The following is a 17,598-nucleotide window of genomic DNA, read 5'->3' on the forward strand; positions in this document are numbered from 1 at the left end:
GATTTAGTTTTCAGAAGGGTATAGCAATTTATTCTACTAATGATTTGGGGGGAAAGATGTGAAGAAGTTTTATCGAGTATTAGCCGGGTGTTCTTTAGCCCTTTTATTGGCAGCGTGTTCAAACAGTACAAGCGGTGAGCCAAAAAAGGCTGAAAAGAAGACGGCAGAGAAGCCGAAGGTAGAGGAAAAATTCAATAAAGTGGTACCAGTCGAAGATTTGGAGGATCGTGATTATGGCGGCCTGACATTTAAATGGGCTGGGCCGTTCCGACAAATTGATCCTAACGCCAGTGAAGTAAAGGAAAAGTGGCTGGAGAGAATTCAAGCACTGGAAAAGAAGTGGAACTTTAAATTTGAACCTGTTGAAATTCCATACGACAGTATGGTTGGCGATTATATTCGTACGACACTAGCCGGCGACCCTGTTGGTGATATTGTTTATGTTCATGCTTTTAACTACTACCCGGCATTCCCGGCGAACGGAATCGCCTATCCTGTCAGTGATTTAAATGTAGTCGATTTTGATAATCCAAAATGGGTACAATCTGCTAGAAGAACGAGTGAATATAAAGGGAAAACCTATTCCGTTCGCCCTGGAACAATGGAAACAGTAATCGTTCGCGATGGGATTTGGTGGAACAAAACTCAATTCCAAAACCTTGGCTTGCCAAATCTATATGACATATACGAAAAAGGCGAGTGGACATGGGATAAATTGTTTGAAGTGGCGGAAGCTGCGACAAAGGATTTAGACAATGACGGAAAAACCGATGTGTTTGGACTTGGTGCGGATCGTCTAGCTTTTGATTTAATTTACAACAATGGGGCAGAAGCGATTAAGAAGACAGCGGATGGTGTGGATGTTGATTTAAATGATCCGAAAATTGTCGAAGCATTAGAGTACTTCCAAAAGGTGAATAAAGACCATAAAGGAGTATTCTTGCAGCCGAAAGAAGAAGGTGGTCCGGTCAATGTCAGAGATGATTTCCGTGATGGCCGTGTCTTAATGGTTGCCCAAGACTGGTGGGTATCTACCAGTGATTTGAACGGCGGCAGAATGAAGGATGAATATGGGTTTATTCCTTTCCCAGCAGGTCCATCAAACGAACATCCGGAACAGCCTGTATCGGTTGGTGCTGATGATTCCATGGAAATCATGCTTGGTACAGCGGAAAAACCTAAAGAGAAATTAGAAATTTGGGATGAAATCACGAATATCGGTACAGCCAAAGATTGGGATCGCTGGACAAGAGAAGAGTATGAGGTCGGTGCAAATGACGCTGAGTCTGTTGAGTACGCGATGCTCATGCATAAAAACGTAAAAACGAATTTAATTTATGGTTTTGGCGAGCTTAACGGGATTGTTAATAAATTATTCAAAGATATTGCAACTGGCGCTACAACCGTACAAACGGGCTTAGAAGCAGTCGACCCGCAAATTAAAGCAGCATTGAAAGACTTCCACGACAACGGAGTCGACCTTGGCGTATCAGAAGAAGAAATCCAAAAAACAAAAGAAGAACTAAAAAAGAAAAAAGAAGAAGGCAAATAAGAAAAAACAAGTTTGCTAGTATACAAGCCTGGCACCCCCATAATAGTGGAAAGGGTGTCAGGCACCATAAGGATGTGTTCGGTATGAATGAATCGAAGGGTTTGCAGTTTTTTGATGGGAAGCTGTTTAAGGTGATGAATTATTTGTACTGGATGTTTATGTCTAGTGCGTTGTTTCTTGTTTCGAATATTCTGCTTGTGTTTTCGCTTTATGCGGTGGTGGTCGCCAGTCAGGATATTCCGTTTTCGATTTACCATGTGATCTGGATTGGCATTGTAGCTGTTCCACTGGGCCCTTCCCTCGCAGGGATGTATACGGTAATGAACAAGCTTGTTCAAACACAGGAAGTGTCTGTTATAAATGACTATTTCAAGGGGTATCGTCAACACTTTAAACAATCAATCACCGTTTCATCCATCCTATTCCTTTTCTACATATTAGCGGTGGTTAATTATGCCATCATTCAACAATCCGAAACAATGGGATTCTTGTTATTACCGCTTTTGATTGTGCTATCGTTGTTAATGTGTATCAGCTTATATGCCTTTCCATTCGTATCGTTGAAAAAGTCGAAGACGAAGGAAATATTTAAACTATCATTATACTTTTCTATCAAGGAATTCAAGCTGACGTTTATGATGCTCGTTGCCGCTGCCATCTTTGTTTATTTGATGTTATTAATCCCGACTATTACACTCTTTCTATTGCCGGGAATCTACTGTTTCGTTTCATCCTTTCTGTTAAAAAATGTGTATGACAAAATTGTGTAATGGCTGCCTAGATTGAAGGATCTCATAGGAAGGAAGGTACGAATATGCTTGTGCTATCAAATGTTTCAAAAGTCTATAAAGGGAATATTGCCTTACATAATATCTCTCTGTCGATTCCAAAGGGAGAGATTGTCGGCATTCTCGGCAGCAATGGGGCTGGGAAATCTACGCTCATGAACATCATTACTGGTTATATTTCGATGTCAAGCGGTGATGTGTTGATTGATGGGATGAATATCTTAGACGAGCCTGATGCAATGAAAGGGAAAATTGGCTATTTGCCCGATACGCCTCCACTTTACGAGGAAATGACCGTTTATGAATATTTGCTATTTGTGTCAAAGGTCAAAAAACTTGCCAAAGAATCACGAGAAAACGAAATACAATCGAAATTAGAGAAATTACATTTAATTGATGTCCAACACCGTTTGATCAAGAATTTGTCAAAAGGATACAAACAAAGGGTAGGGATTGCCCAGGCCATTCTCGGGAATCCACCGTTAATTGTCTTGGACGAACCAACAGTTGGTCTTGACCCAACTGAGCTGCGAAACATTCGTAAGGTTATTAAAGAGTTAAGGGAGACATCGTTGGTGTTAATCAGCTCCCATATCTTAAGTGAAATTAATTCCGTCGCAAGCTACTTGGTCATTATGGAAAAGGGAGAATTGGTGACGGCGGGACCGATGGATGTGCAGTCCGATGCAGCAAAGAATCTGCAGCATAAATTGTTCATTCGAATTAAAGGTGATTCTGCTAAAATTCAATCCATCCTCAAGCACATTGAGGGAGTCGTATCGATTGAAGGACAGCCTGACTCTGAAAAAGAATGCTGTGATTTCAGCATATTATATAACCCCAATATAGATATACGCGAAACCCTATTTTGGGAGCTTTCCAAACATGAACTGCCAATTTTAGAAATGAATCTGCAAGGGAATTCCCTCGAGGAATTATTCATGCAAACGATTTTGAAGAAAAAAGGTGAATAGATGTGACAACCATATTTTCGAAAGAAATGAAAGCATACTTTATGACCGGGTATGGAACGATGTTTATGACCATCTATTTATTCATCTTTGGGTTATATTTTACCTTCATGAACATCTATCCTAACCCGAACAGTGTTCTTAGCTCCACACTCAATAATATGGTGTTTATTTTTCTCCTCATTTTTCCCATGATCACGATGAGAAGCTTTGCGGAAGAGAAGAAAAACAAAACGGATCCGCTCCTGTTTACATCGCCGCTCCATTTAGGGAGTGTTGTGTTAGGGAAATATTTGGCGGCAATTGTATTATTTCTCATGACTGTATTGATCACGGCCATCCATGCAATCATCATTGGTTCATTTACTGTCCAAACCGATGTCAATTTGATCCTTACTTCCTATATCGGCTTTCTTTTCTTAGGAGCAGCCTTTATTGCGATTGGAATTTTCATTTCTGTTATCTCAGGAAATCAAATTGTTGCAGGCATCAGTTCGTTAGGGGTCAGTATCATTTTCTTTACGATCTCGAGTGTGTCGGAGTTCATTCCAAGGGATTCGCTATCCGGCATGTTTTTTGTTATCGTTGGCATTCTTGCCCTCTCAGGCCTACTTTATTGGCTATTAAAAAATATCTGGATTGCTTTGATTACCTTTATCGTTTTCATTGGCGGCACGATTTGGTTATATCTATCGCAAAAAGTCCTTTTCGAAGGAATCATTCAAAAAACAATTAAACTGCTTTCGGTAACAAATTATAGTAATGAATATTTTATTGGAGTCATTAGTCTATCAAGTATTGTTTACTATTTGTCGATTATTTTCCTCTTTCTATTTTTTTCTTATGCCATTTTAGAAAGAAGAAGATGGAGTTAGGAAGGATGATATGTTATGAAGGAAGTAAAAAAAATCACTGATCAATCACGAAAAAGGAATTTAAAATATGGAAGTCTCTCATTAGCCTTCCTGTTAGTCGTCATCGCTATTGTGATCATTCTTAATTTATTTGTAGCCAAATTTGATCAGAAATTTGATTTTACCAATACGAAAGTGTTTACGTTATCCAAGGAAACGAAAACGATTGTAACAGACTTAAAAGATGAAGTGACAATCATTGTTCTTGAAAAAGCCGGAAGTGAACGCAGTACGAACGCAAGAATTGTAGGGGAATATCAAGAGGCGTCATCAAATATCACAGTCCAATTCATCGACCCGGAATTAAATCCGAATTTGCTGCAGGAGTATGGCGATGACAGCAACCTGACATTTGGCTCGATCATTGTGGAAAACGGCGGCAAGGTGAAAACCTTAAGCCCCATTGATTTTGTTACATTATCAAAGGATCAAAGTAAGGTCAAGGAGATTGCCACTGAATCAAAAATAACCAGTGCGATCTTAAGCGTGACGGCAAAAGGAGAAAAGGTCATCTACACGACTGTCGGTCATGGGGAGGAGGCCTTGAATGAGGAGTTAAAACAAGCGCTTGAGAATGAAAATTATATAATTGAAGAAATCAATTTATTAACAGACACTGCCCCTGCGGCGAAGGAAAGCGTGGTAGTGATTAACAGCTTGAAAAAAGACATTTCAGAAGAAGAAGCAGCGAAACTGAAAGAGTATATGTCATCTGGCGGGAAGCTATTGGTGATAGATGATTTATATGACGCCGATCGGAAAAACTATGAAAATATCTTAAAGCTAAATGGTGTCCAGATTCAGCGCTCGATTGTATTTGAGAACGATATGACCCATCGTTTAAACTCTGACAAATACGTCATGATTCCAGAGTTTGGCAAGCATAGAATTGTTGATTCCCTTCAAGAATCCAATTATAAAGCAATCGTTGCCTACGGTCAGCCAATTGAAATTTTACATGTGAAGAAAGACAATTTACTCATTTCACCATTGTTGAGTTCATCGAAGGATTCGTACAGCAAGTTACCGGATGATATCAAAGTAAAGCGAGATATTAATCAGGAAGCAGACGATCCAATAGGGCCCTTTCATCTTGGCGTGGTCATCAGTAAAAAGGAAAAAGGGGAAGAACAGCCAGCCATGGTACTGTATTCGAATTCCTTCTTTTTAAATGAAAATTTGATTAAAAGCAGTAATAAAGCCAATTTGGATATGTTTGTGAATAGTGTGAATTGGCTTCAGGATGCAAAGGAACAAATAGTGATCCGGCCAAAGGATATTTCAAGCAGTCCAATAGTAATGAATAATTACCAGCAAATTCTCATTTCGATTGCGGTCATTTTCTTTATTCCGCTGTTGATCGCCACGCCGGGGTTCCTTTACTGGTATCGAAGACAAAAGAAATAGGGATAGGAGGTGTGGATGATGAAAAAAAGGAAACTAGCAATCTTATTGTTACTTGTTGCCTGCATCGGCTTAACAACGGCCTTCATGACCATTTCAAAAAATAATGATATGGCAAAGCCGACAGAAGGAAAACAGCCTCCATTTATGGAACTAGTAAACTTGGAGAATATCGCAACATTTACGGTTCAGAATGCCAATGGTGTGTTTGATTTTCGTAAAAAAGATGGGCTGCTTTGGCTGGTCAACGATGAAAGTTCTCTAGATAACAAGGCAGAAGAGATTGCATCCATCCTTGCCAAAATGGAAGTAAAAAGAAAAGTAACAAAGCCGAATTTGGCGGCATTTGGATTGCAGGATGCGAAGACAGAGGTGAGAATCACAACAAAGGAAGGGAAAGAAATTGCCCTTTTCGTGGGGAATGAAACACCGACGAAGGAAGGGTACTACGTAAAGAAAGCGGAGGATGACGCGGTGTATATCGTCTCCAGCGCGGTAGCGAAAATGGTTCACTTTAGCATGGATACCTCAAGCATGGAGCGGACAATCTTTCCGGTCAGCCTAGTGAATATCAAAAAGATCGAGTATGTTTCAAAAAGCCAGCAATTTACGCTGCAGAGGTATACTGATAAACGCGATCAGAATTTTAGTGATTATTATCTCGATTACCCATTTAAAACAAAGCCACAGGTAGATATTGCGCATCCTGATCTTCCTGCATTCTTAGACTTTGTAAATGCGGCTGTTCCCATCTCGGAAACATCTACTTCAGCTGATTTTGGCTTTCAGGATCCGAATTTAGATGTGTTGATTCAAACCATCGATGGACATGAAAAACGTGTGATCGTGGGAAATACGATTGCTGAGGATAGCAATCGCTATTATGTCAGATTCAATTCTTCTGAAAAGGTGTACGAGCTGCAAATTGAGCAGCCAGATAAAATTTTTCAATTTAACCCAGTGAAGCTGGCGATTCAAGCCCCTGTTTATGCGTTTATTACGAAGGTGAAAAAGCTGGAGCTGGAACGGGATGGCAAGAAGTACTCCATCAATATGGAAAATCCAGAAGCATACTTGATCAATGGCAAAAAGGTAGAAACACAAGTCGTCAAGGATTTGTTTCTATCGCTGTTAGAGTTAAAGGCAGATACCGATATGGGGGAACAGGCATCGGGCGCAGTCGGACAAAATCAACTAAGCGTTTCTGTCACGTATACAGATGGGGATGTGACTACCACGAACTATCAAGATTACGATGAACAATTCTATTCGATTACACAATCTGGCGATACCGATTTTGTGATAGCTAAAGACAAATTTAAGCGTGTGTTTGAATTATTGGGTAAGGTGGATCAGTCAATAAAGTAACTGTCGTATAAGGGCGCAAAACTGTCGTATAGGGCGATGTTACTGTCGGATAAGGATAAATTACTGTCGGATAAGATTGATTTACTGTCGCGGAGCCGAGTTACTGTCGGATAAGATTGATTTACTGTCGCGGAGCCGAGCTACTGTCACAAAGCCGCCAGTTACTGGCGATTTTATTAAAGAATATATTTGGAGGTAAGTAGTTATGGAGAAATTAAAAGTTGGTGTTATTGGTGCAGGCTCTTTATCAGAAGCACATCTAGATGCCTATAAAAACAATCCTACTGTAGAATTAGTCGCTGTTTGTGATTTGGTTGAAGAACGTGCTGCCGAAAAGGCCAAAAAGTATGCGATTGCAAACATCTATACGGATTATCAAGAAATGCTTAAGGATCCGGAGCTGGATGCCGTCAGTGTGGTTACTTGGAATAATACCCACAAGGACATTGCGGTCGCTGCATTGGATGCCGGAAAGCATGTGTTATGTGAGAAGCCGCTGTGCATGAGTTATGAGGAAGCCCTGGAGATCAAAGCAGCCACTGAACGGACAGATAAACAATTCATGATTGGCTATGTCCGCCGCCATGCTTCAAGTATCGCAATTTTAAAAGAGTTTATCGACAATGGTTCATTAGGGGAAATTTATTATGCAAAAGCATCCAACCTAAGAAGGCTCGGGAATCCTGGCGGCTGGTTCTCCGATAAATCCCGTTCCGGCGGCGGCCCGTTAATTGACATTGGCGTTCATGTACTCGATCTACTATGGTACTTAATGGGGCGACCAAAAGTAAAGACAGTCAGTGCCAATACGTATAACAAGCTTGGGAATCGCAGCAATATCAAAACTCTATCATTCTATCAAGCGGCCGACTACTCTCCGGAAAATAATGTTGAAGATTTAGCTAATGCCATCATTCGCTTTGATAATGGTGCGTCCTTAATGGTTGATGTTAGCTTCACTCTCCATGCCAAGCAGGATCAGTCTAGCGCGATTATTTTTGGCGATAAAGGCGGAGCGGAAATTGACCCGCAACTAGTCATGGTGCGTGAGGAAAATGACATTATTCTCAATTGCACACCGCAAATTGATCATCCATCATTTAATTTCGCGGATGGATTCCAAAATGAAATTAATCATTTTGTCAACAGCTGTTTAACAGGGGAAGAGCCAATCGGCGGCATTGAAGATGGCCTGGAAATGATGAAAATTCTCACCGCCATTTACGAATCTGCTGAGAAAAAACGAGAAATTGCATTTGATTGATGGGGGATATTTCAATGGAAGAAACAACTATAAAGGTCAAAAGCCTAACACCGATTCTTCGTATTTTTGATGTGAGTATGGCAAAGGATTTTTATTTGAACGTCCTAGGGTTTTCTTTAGATTGGGAACATCGGTACGGGGAAAACTTCCCTCTTTATCTTCAGGTATCTCGGGGTGCATGTAAGTTACATCTTTCTGAACACTTTGGTGATTCTAGTCCCGGAATCGCTCTAAGAATCGAAGTTGAGGGTATCGAGTATTTTCACAAAACATTACTTTCTAAGGATTACAAGTATGCCAAACCAGGTCTTGAAGTGGCAGACTGGGGGGACACAGAGATTCGTTTAAGGGACCCATTCGGCAATAAACTTGTATTCTACGAAAATCGATAAATAAATGAGGCTGCCCCAACGCGGGGACAGCCTCTTGCTATACTTGTGAATTTAGTTTCCGATATTCCCCCGGTGTAATCCCGACAGCGCTTTTGAACTTTCTCGTGAAATTTGGCACATCGATATAGCCCACTTCTGAAATAATTTCCTTCACAGGCAGTTTGGTTTGTGCCAATTGATTCTTCACTTCATTAAGCCGCAGCTCCCATACATATTGAGAAAACGTGATACTCGTTTCTTCCTTAATAAAGCGGCTTAAATAAGAGGTGGAAAGATTAAATTCACCCGCTAGTTTCTCAAGGCTTAAATCATATTGATCAAAATGATCGGCAATATATTTAAAAATATTGGATTGTAGTTCATTCTTTTGTGTTTCTTTGTTTCTATTGATGACCTGACAAATGTCGTCTGTAAATAGGGCCAGCTTCTCCTCCAATTGCTCCAAAGAATCAATCTCTGTTAAATAATAAAATTTTTCAAGATAATAGCTAAGATTCATATCTGTAATCGTCTTCATAATGGTGTTCATGATATCATATTTCATGTGCTTGGATAATAAAATCGATGAATGATTTTGTTTTAACCAGGTAAAGAGACAGGTAATCGATTCTTTCGCAATTTTGGCATTTCCCTGTTTATAGCTGTGGGATAATTTCAGCAGATGCTCGTTTGGCAGCCAAAGTGACTCATGGGATTCCTTTATTTCAATGAAAGAGGTGATCCCGCATTTTTTATTCCCCTTCCCCCTCTCATGTGCTGCAGACGCCTCAATAAACGAACGATTGATTTGTTCCTTCCCCTTATAGGTTTCCCCAACCCCAATAATCGCTGTCGCCTCATGTTCTAGCAGCCACTTTTCAAATCGCTCTAAAAATTGCTGCTTCGCCACGAGTTGGTCGGTCTCGCAATTTGCAATGTAAGCCATTACATTATCATTTATTAATTCGACTTCGTATACATTAATGTCGCTCAGAATCTGGCTTAATCCACTCAAATCGCTTAATTGTGATGTTGGACATGATGCAACCATGACGAAAGAGTAAGGGTTTTCAAAATGTAATTGAAAGGATTCGAATAAATCTCTGGCATGTTCGGCCGCCTTCATTTGCCCCTGGAGGAGCATCATCAGGCATTGGTCGCGCAGCAATGGTTCCTGTTTCGCAAAGCGTTCATGCAAATTTTCATGATTCGTGTACATATTCTCAATCGACTTTTGTAAACTATCGAATTCATTTTTACTCGTCAGTTGATAAGCTGTATCCTTTCCTTTTACAAATTCAATCAGATTCTTAATCGGATGATATTGTCTAAGTGAAATATAGATTGAAATAATCGAAGTGACAAACACGATAAAGGCAATCACTAAGAAAATAAATGTTTTAAACTTTGAAACCTTGCTAAAAAACTGTTTAGTCGGGATAACGGTAGCAAAGGACCAGCTGCTTGTCTCAGATTTGACCGTGGATATGGAATAATTCACATTATTGATCTTGATCTCACTGATCCCGGATTTGTTGTTTGTGATTTTAAGAATATCAGCTGATTTTAAGCTGGAATCCTTGTTATTCGAATACGTCACAATGACCTCATGATTTTGATTAAGAATAAACACATTTCCTTCGAAGCTGCCAAGCGTGTTACGAATCATCTCTTGAAAAAAGGTTTCATCCAATTCAAATACCAAGCTTCCATATGGGTTTCCTGAACCAGAGGAAAGCGGATACAAAAATACTGGATGATGGGAAAATAACTTAACGTTTGTAGAGACATGGGGAGAATCAATTTTCATGATCTCATTGGTTAACAATTCCTGACTAAGGCTTATGTTTGGAACACCCGTCTGGTTTCTTAGGAAAATATCACTGGACATTAGTCCCTTTGAAGAGTAAATCATATTTTGATTCTGAAAGAAAAGATTGATATCCGTGATAATCGAACTATTTTCTTTATACTTCTCAAGCTGTTTAATCGCTTCTGATTGAAATTCGCTTTTTTTAATCATATAAGATGATAATTTAGGATTAAATGAAATGAGCTGTGCGGTTTTTGCTAGTTCTTTTAAACGGCTGTCTGTTATGGTTTTAATATTATTTAAATTATTGATGTTTGACAGCTCAATCTCTCCCCTTAAGCTGGAGACAGAATTTTGATAGAAAATGAATGCCATGGTTGAAAAGGGAACAAGGAAAATTAACATATAAGAAAGGACATATTTAAGCTGTAATTTTGACGGAACTTTAAACATTGCGTAACCAATTCCCTCCTAACAAGTAAAAAAATTTACATTAATAAAAACATCATACTATATTTATGGTAAAATTTTAACTAAAGAGTCAGAATATTTTTAGTAAAATTCTTTTATAAGCAGATCGGCATAATAGGGGGAAGAGTGGCGTGAAAGAGAAAAATATAAAACTAGTATTGATAGCGCTTATATTATCAGTAAGTGGATTAGCCGCCTGTTCTCAAACAAGCACAATGAGTCCAAAAACGGAGCAAAGCCAAACCGGTTCCAAACAAAAGGAAAAAATAAATCAAACGGGATTCCCCATTGTTAACAAGAAAATAACTCTTTCGATGTTTGCTCCAAATGTTGGGGTATCCAAATGGGAGGATATGAAGTTCTTTATCGAAATGGAAAAAAAGACGAATATTCATTTTACTTTTTCTACTCCACCGCTTGAAAGCTTCGAGACGCGGAAAAAACTTCTGTTTGCCAGTAAAGAACTGCCTGATATTCTTTATGGATCCTCACTAAGCAACAGTGAAATTACTGCATACAGCAAACAAGGATTCCTTATTCCACTTGAAGAGTTAATTGAACAATACGCGCCAAATATTCAAGAAATGTTTGAAGAATACCCGGATGTCAAAAAATCAATTACCGCTGCAGATGATCATATTTATACATTGCCGTCCGTTGATCGCTCGCTGCCATGGGGGCAAAGTCCGCTTTGGTACAACGGTTCTTTTCTAAACGCCTTACATGAAACCGACCTTCCTGGGACTACCGAGGAATTGTACGCGCTTTTAAAAAGATTCAAATATGAAGATCCTAATGGGAACGGCAAACAAGATGAGATTCCAATCACGGCGATGAGAATGACCGATATCCATCAATGGTTCATGGGTTTCTTTGGAATCGTTTCCATCAAACATGGGGTGTATAACGGTACAGTGAAGTATGGCGCAATCCAGCCAGAGTATAAAGCCTATTTAGAATATATGCATCAATTATGGGAGGAGGAGCTGCTTGACCATGAAACCTTTTCCCAGTCAAATGAACAGAAAATTGCTAAAGGGAATGATAATCGGATAGGTCTATATGCGGGCTGGGGCCCGGGGGCCTTTTTAGGGAAAGGGGATAATGATGAAAATCCAATGGTGAAGCCTGTCACAGGTCCAACTACAGTGAAGCCCGTCATTCCGATTAGTACGGGTCAAAGTGTCGGCCAGTTTGCGATCACCCATGTCAACCCAAATCCGGAAGCCACGATCCGCTGGATTGATTATTCCTACTCAAGCGAGGGTTCAGCCTTCTTGCATTCATTAGATGTGGGCGATGTATGGGAATGGGCTGATAAGGATAAAACAACGCGGAAATATATAACGGGTCTGCCGACGAATCATCGTGGAACATTAACACCGAACTATGGCATTGCGGTGCCACAGTGGACGAGGATTGATTTTGCTAAATCATTTAAAAATAAATTTGCCGAGTTCAATTATCGCGAAACCGATAATAAAATTATCGCAAACGGACAAGTCCCATTCCCAGATGTTTTCTTGAAACCCGAAGAACTCGACCAAGTAATGGAAATTTCAACCGTGTTAAATGACTATGTTGCACAAATGGAAGAGAAGTTTATTACCGGCGAAGAACCATTGTCAAAATGGGGCCAATATATCCAGACTCAAAAGGAAATTGGGGTCGACCGATTGGTTGAAGTCTATCAAGCAGCCTATGACCGGTTTGCGGAAACGAAATAATGGTAGGAATTTAAAATAAGATAAATCGCAACTCTAAGTAATTCAATTAACTTGTAAAATACGTGTAACTGGCCAAATTCAGTGAAACAGGGGCTGTTAAAGATGATTCAAATTCAACCATTACATATATTAAATGGCCAAGAAATGTACAACTATTTTAACAAAACGAATTTCCTCGAACAGGAAAGGATGATCCCGTTTAATGAAGCGATGTGTTATGGAAACACAACGGGGGAGCTATTTTCGCAGGAATTTGTTGAAGTACGTGCAATGGTTCATCACGTAACGCCGGAGCAATATGCTGACATCACGCTAAAACCATTGCACTCCCTCTTTAGTGGAAATTTTACCAGCATCGAATGTTGGTTTGATGCCGATATGTTTTGCCAAATCAATCTGCTTACGATTCTAGGATGGCTGGATCAACAACATTATCAGGATCCCATCACCCTTCATATCGTTGGGGAGCAATTTAAACCTGTGGAATGTTTTAGGCTAAAGGTTGAGGGATATAATGCACTATATCAACAAGTAGTAATGGATAAAACAATGCCTAAAGTGATTCATCCAGCCCCTTTAAAAAAGGGAGTGGAATTATATTTGAATTATCGTAATAAAGATAGTGATCTGATGTTGGATATTCAAAGGCATCAAGCTGTTCCGGAAACAGAGCTTGTATCGGCGTTAATCGAAAAATTCCAAGATTATGGATTAGGAGATGTGCAATATATCGAACTGATTAGAGAACAACGAAAAAAAAGAATAACTGGGATATCGATACTAGAAGACTAAATAATCCAGATTACTTATTTTGCTTTCTCTAAATTCTAATGGGGAAAAGCCTGTTATCTTTCGAAAAACTTTATTAAAATAATTCGCATTTTCATAGCCTATTTTAGCGGCGATGTCCTTTATGGATAGATCTGTATGCCGAAGCAGTTCTGTCGCTTTCTTCATTCGTATTTTCGTTAAGTATTGTGCCGGTGTTGTATTTGTGTGTTTTCGAAACTGTTTGATGAAGTAATAGCTTGATAGTTCTGCTATGGCCGCCATTCGATCAATGGATATGTATTCATCATATTGTTGTTGAAGAAAAGTAATCACTCTTGTAATAGGTTCAGGCAATTCTTGATTTGTTGGATTCAGGTTTTTCATAAAACGAAAACATTCCATGATAAATTCATAGGCTTTTGCAGATGAAATATAGGCATCGATAATTTTTTGCTCATTTGTTTCTTGAAGGATGCGCCTCAATAGTTGAATGAGATCAGCTTCGAAAGGAATTTTTACAATTTTACCGGCGTGATCATGAATAAAATTCCAGCAGGTTGAGGCAGCACCGCCTGTTAATGTAATATAAATAAATTCCCAGCCCTCGCTGTTTTCAGGGAGAAAGTAACAATGTGGACTTGGCAGCTGGACAAAAAATGCTTCCCCGGGATGTAACGAATATTGTTTCCCTTGAAAGGTGATCGCACCTTTACCTGAGAGTGTATATTGAAAAACGTATTTTTCTACCCCTTGAATATCCCTTCTTAGCAACCCATCCCAGTAATAGTCAGCGGATGTTTGAAACTCCAATCCAATCGATGAAATATTTGCAATATTGTTTTGCGGCATATCTTGAAAACGGAAACCATAATTCCCGTACGACTTTTGATGTGAGATTCTGGACAATATTTTACCCTCCATTCACAATTTATTACCATTGTAGAAGTGATGTAAGCGCCATACTATGAGTATAGCAGTCTTTTTGTTAGATGAGTAAATTTGGCTATTGAACAATTTTTTTCTTACAGGAGGGTAATAATGTCGAAAATTACGTTTATTGGGGCGGGAAGCACTGTATTTGCGAAAAATGTCCTTGGAGATTGCATGATGGTACCAGAACTTGAAGGGTTTGAGTTCGCCTTATACGATATTGATGAAAAGCGATTAAAAGAATCAGAGGGGATGCTTACCAACCTAAGAAATCGGTATAACCAAACTATTCAGATTAAAGCATATGCGGATCGAAAAGAAGCCTTGCACGGTGCCAAGTATGTCATTAACGCTATTCAAGTTGGGGGCTATAAACCGAGCACGGTGATTGACTTTGAAATCCCTAAAAAGTACGGTCTCCGCCAGACAATCGCTGACACGGTTGGAATAGGGGGAATCTTTAGATCGTTACGCACCATTCCTGTGATGTTTGATTTTGCGAAAGATATAGAGGAGGTTTGTCCGGATGCCTGGTTCCTCAATTACACGAATCCAATGGCATCGTTAACCGGTGCAATGCTGCGTTTTACAAACGTGAAAACGGTCGGTTTATGCCACAGTGTCCAAACCTGCACCAAAGAGCTTTTCGAATCGCTACATATAGATCACGAAGGCATCCAAGAAAAAATAGCAGGTATTAATCACATGGCCTGGCTGCTGGAAGTAAAGAAGGATGGAAAAGACCTCTACCCAGAAATAAAACGTAGGGCGAAAGAGAAGCAGCGGACAAAGCATCATGATATGGTTCGGTTTGAGCTGATGGATAAATTCGGGTATTACGTGACAGAATCTTCTGAACACAACGCGGAATATCATCCATATTTTATTAAACAGCGCTACCCGGAATTAATTGATTCACTTAACATCCCGCTTGATGAATATCCGAGACGCTGCGAAAATCAAATTCGCAGCTGGGAAGGGATGCGCGAATCGTTGACAGGTAATTCGAATCTTACCCATGTACGTTCACATGAATATGGTTCACGAATTATTGAATCGATGGAAACGAATATTCCATTTAAGTTCGGTGGAAATGTTTTAAACGCAGGCGGCTTGATTAGCAATCTGCCTCGGAAGGCTGTGGTTGAAGTACCGTGTGTTTCAGACCGAAGCGGCATTACACCATGCTATATCGGGGAGCTTCCCGAACAGCTTGCGGCACTAAACCGCACGAATATTAATACCCAGCTATTGACGATCGAAGCCGCGGTTACGAGGAAAAGAGAGCATATTTACCAGGCAGCAATGCTGGATCCACATACCGCAGCGGAATTATCCTTGGACGATATTGTTTCGCTATGTGATGACTTAATAGAAGCACATGGAAGTTGGCTACCTGTGTTTGAAAAGTAGAAAATCAATTTCACGAAATATTTTCGGCACTTCCTCTATATGATGTAAAGCATGATAAATTTCTCCAAAGGAGGACGTAATGTCGGTTTTCAAAAAATTAAAGTCGTTCTATCTCCCTTATAAGCGGGACTTCATTTGGTCAATGGTGTTTCTGATAATTATGGCAGGGATTACGGTTGTTTATCCGGTTATATTGCAGATGACGATTGATGAAGTCGTGCTTGGCGGGAAGTATAACTGGGTGCCGTGGATTTCCTTAGGATTTTTCACTGTGATGGCTGTAAAAGCATTGTCAGCCTTTATTCAGCATTATTTAGCAGATATGTTTGGTATTAAATCGGTGTACAGTTTGCGTAATGCCCTTTATGAAAAATTGCAGCGGCTGTCGTTCAGTTACTATGATAACGCGAAGACTGGAGATTTAATGTCACGTTTGACCGCTGATGTCGAGGGCTTTCGCTTTTTTGTTTCCTTCGGATTTTCGGAGGTACTCCGCTTTATTATTGTCGTTGGTGCCAGTTTATGTGTGATGATGTATTATTCTGTCTCCCTTACCTTAGTGACCATCGCAGCACTGCCATTTATCAGTGTGGTCGTCTATAAATTTGATAAAAATGTTCATCCCGCCTTTCGCGGCATTCGAGAATCATTCGGCCGCTTAAACACAAAGGTCCAAGAAAACATCAGCGGCATCCATACCGTTAAAGCGTTATCGAAAGAACTGGTGGAGATTGAGCGGTTTGATAAGTCTAACGAGGATTATCGTACAAAACAGCTTTATACCGCTTCGATTTGGTCGAAATACTTCCCGCTGATGGAACTGATTGGGAATATATCTGTCGTTCTGTTATTGGCATTTGGTGGGTACAAAGTCATCAATGGCAGCTTGAAGCCAGGTGAGCTTGTCGCCTTTTACAGCTTGATTTGGTATATTTTATGGCCGATTATGAATCTCGGCTTTACGATTAATATGTTCTCTCAAGCGAAGGCATCCGGTGAACGACTCTTAGAAGTATTAGAAGCAGAAGAAACGATTTTTGATAAAGAGAATGTAAGACAAAATGAAAAAATGGATGGGCATGTTATCTTTCGTCATGTGACATTCCGCTATCAAACAGAGGAAGCAACTGTGCTAGAGCAAATTAGCTTTGATGCGCCTTCTGGTTCAACCATAGGTCTGATTGGAGCTACTGGCTCCGGTAAAACCAGCATCATTCAGCTTTTGTCCCGCTTTTATGAGCCCTCAGCTGGGGATATCCTGATTGATGACCGTCTGATTCAGGAATACAGCTTAAACACACTGAGATCGCAGGTCGGGGTCGTCTTACAGGAAACCTTCCTTTTCTCTTCGACAATCAAAGCGAATATTGCTTATGGAAGACCGGAGGCGAAAATGGAAGAAATCATTGATGCGGCAAAACGGGCGGATGCTCATGATTTTATTATGGAGATGCCTGATGGCTATAACACGTTGCTCGGGGAGAGGGGAATGGGTCTTTCCGGCGGACAAAAGCAGCGGATTGCCATTGCCCGTGCCATCTGTACCAATCCGGCGATCCTTATTTTAGATGATGCGACAAGTGCGGTGGATATGGAAACGGAATTTCACATTCAAAACGCTCTTCAGGAAGTGATGAAGGGGAGAACAACCTTCATTATTGCCCATCGCATCTCCTCGCTCCAGCATGCCGATGAGATTTTGGTTTTGGATCATGGAAGAATTATCGAACGTGGAACGCATGATGAGCTTCTAGTCCGAAATGGAGCCTATCGAAGGATTTATAACATCCAATATCGTGACCGTGATGCTCTCATGCAAAAGGCAGTAAGGTAGGTGGGAT

At 40.1% G+C, this 17,598-nt stretch carries 14 protein-coding genes; 12 read left to right on the forward strand and 2 right to left on the reverse strand.

Features of this window, described 5'->3' with window-relative positions; translation table 11 throughout:
• The first annotated feature begins 58 nt into the window (after positions 1 to 58).
• The 8 genes from BABA_RS20905 (at position 59) to BABA_RS20940 (ending at position 8,653) form a co-directional block, all read left to right on the forward strand.
• Entirely contained in the window at positions 59 to 1,552 is a 1,494-nt protein-coding gene (locus tag BABA_RS20905; RefSeq protein ID WP_007087240.1) for an ABC transporter substrate-binding protein, read from the forward strand.
• Between the two features lie 83 nt (positions 1,553 to 1,635).
• A complete protein-coding gene (locus tag BABA_RS20910; protein WP_007087241.1) occupies positions 1,636 to 2,322 on the forward strand; it encodes a DUF624 domain-containing protein in 687 nt (228 codons plus the stop codon).
• A 44-nt stretch (positions 2,323 to 2,366) separates the two neighbouring features.
• Positions 2,367 to 3,314, forward strand: coding sequence for an ABC transporter ATP-binding protein (locus BABA_RS20915; RefSeq protein WP_007087242.1), 948 nt, complete (start codon positions 2,367 to 2,369; stop codon positions 3,312 to 3,314).
• A 2-nt stretch (positions 3,315 to 3,316) separates the two neighbouring features.
• Positions 3,317 to 4,186, forward strand: a complete 870-nt coding sequence (locus BABA_RS20920; protein ID WP_007087243.1) for an ABC transporter permease — start codon at positions 3,317 to 3,319, stop codon at positions 4,184 to 4,186.
• 15 nt (positions 4,187 to 4,201) lie between these two features.
• A complete protein-coding gene (locus tag BABA_RS20925) occupies positions 4,202 to 5,632 on the forward strand; it encodes a GldG family protein (protein ID WP_007087244.1) in 1,431 nt (476 codons plus the stop codon).
• An 18-nt stretch (positions 5,633 to 5,650) separates the two neighbouring features.
• Positions 5,651 to 6,997 carry a DUF4340 domain-containing protein gene (locus BABA_RS20930; RefSeq protein ID WP_007087245.1) on the forward strand — a complete coding sequence of 449 codons (1,347 nt, stop codon included), beginning with the start codon at positions 5,651 to 5,653 and terminating at the stop codon, positions 6,995 to 6,997.
• Positions 6,998 to 7,202: 205 nt separating this feature from the next.
• Entirely contained in the window at positions 7,203 to 8,261 is a 1,059-nt protein-coding gene (locus tag BABA_RS20935) for a Gfo/Idh/MocA family protein (protein ID WP_007087246.1), read from the forward strand.
• A gap of 14 nt (positions 8,262 to 8,275) precedes the next feature.
• On the forward strand, positions 8,276 to 8,653 hold the full coding sequence (locus BABA_RS20940; protein ID WP_007087247.1) for a glyoxalase superfamily protein: 378 nt from the start codon (positions 8,276 to 8,278) through the stop codon (positions 8,651 to 8,653).
• 37 nt (positions 8,654 to 8,690) lie between these two features.
• Here BABA_RS20940 and BABA_RS20945 read toward each other — a convergent pair whose 3' ends face one another.
• Positions 8,691 to 10,898, reverse strand: a complete 2,208-nt coding sequence (locus BABA_RS20945; protein ID WP_007087248.1) for a helix-turn-helix domain-containing protein — start codon at positions 10,896 to 10,898, stop codon at positions 8,691 to 8,693.
• A 149-nt stretch (positions 10,899 to 11,047) separates the two neighbouring features.
• On the opposite strand from BABA_RS20945, the gene BABA_RS20950 reads away from it, so the two are divergent.
• A complete protein-coding gene (locus tag BABA_RS20950; protein ID WP_007087249.1) occupies positions 11,048 to 12,643 on the forward strand; it encodes an extracellular solute-binding protein in 1,596 nt (531 codons plus the stop codon).
• A 102-nt stretch (positions 12,644 to 12,745) separates the two neighbouring features.
• The gene (locus tag BABA_RS20955) at positions 12,746 to 13,435 is read left to right on the forward strand and encodes a hypothetical protein (protein WP_007087250.1); all 690 of its coding nucleotides are present in this window, start codon (positions 12,746 to 12,748) and stop codon (positions 13,433 to 13,435) included.
• Here the strand turns inward: BABA_RS20955 and BABA_RS20960 are convergent.
• On the reverse strand, positions 13,424 to 14,320 hold the full coding sequence (locus tag BABA_RS20960) for an AraC family transcriptional regulator (protein WP_007087251.1): 897 nt from the start codon (positions 14,318 to 14,320) through the stop codon (positions 13,424 to 13,426). The two genes, BABA_RS20955 and BABA_RS20960, sit on opposite strands and share 12 nt — an antisense overlap.
• Positions 14,321 to 14,452: 132 nt before the next feature.
• On the opposite strand from BABA_RS20960, the gene melA reads away from it, so the two are divergent.
• Positions 14,453 to 15,757: an alpha-glucosidase/alpha-galactosidase gene (gene melA / locus BABA_RS20965; protein WP_007087252.1), complete on the forward strand. Its 1,305-nt coding sequence runs from the start codon at positions 14,453 to 14,455 to the stop codon at positions 15,755 to 15,757.
• Between the two features lie 79 nt (positions 15,758 to 15,836).
• Positions 15,837 to 17,591, forward strand: a complete 1,755-nt coding sequence (locus BABA_RS20970; protein ID WP_007087253.1) for an ABC transporter ATP-binding protein — start codon at positions 15,837 to 15,839, stop codon at positions 17,589 to 17,591.
• Positions 17,592 to 17,598: the final 7 nt, after the last annotated feature.

The sequence above is a fragment of the Neobacillus bataviensis LMG 21833 genome, assembly GCF_000307875.1.
Classification (GTDB): Bacteria; Bacillota; Bacilli; order Bacillales; family Cytobacillaceae; genus Neobacillus; species Neobacillus bataviensis.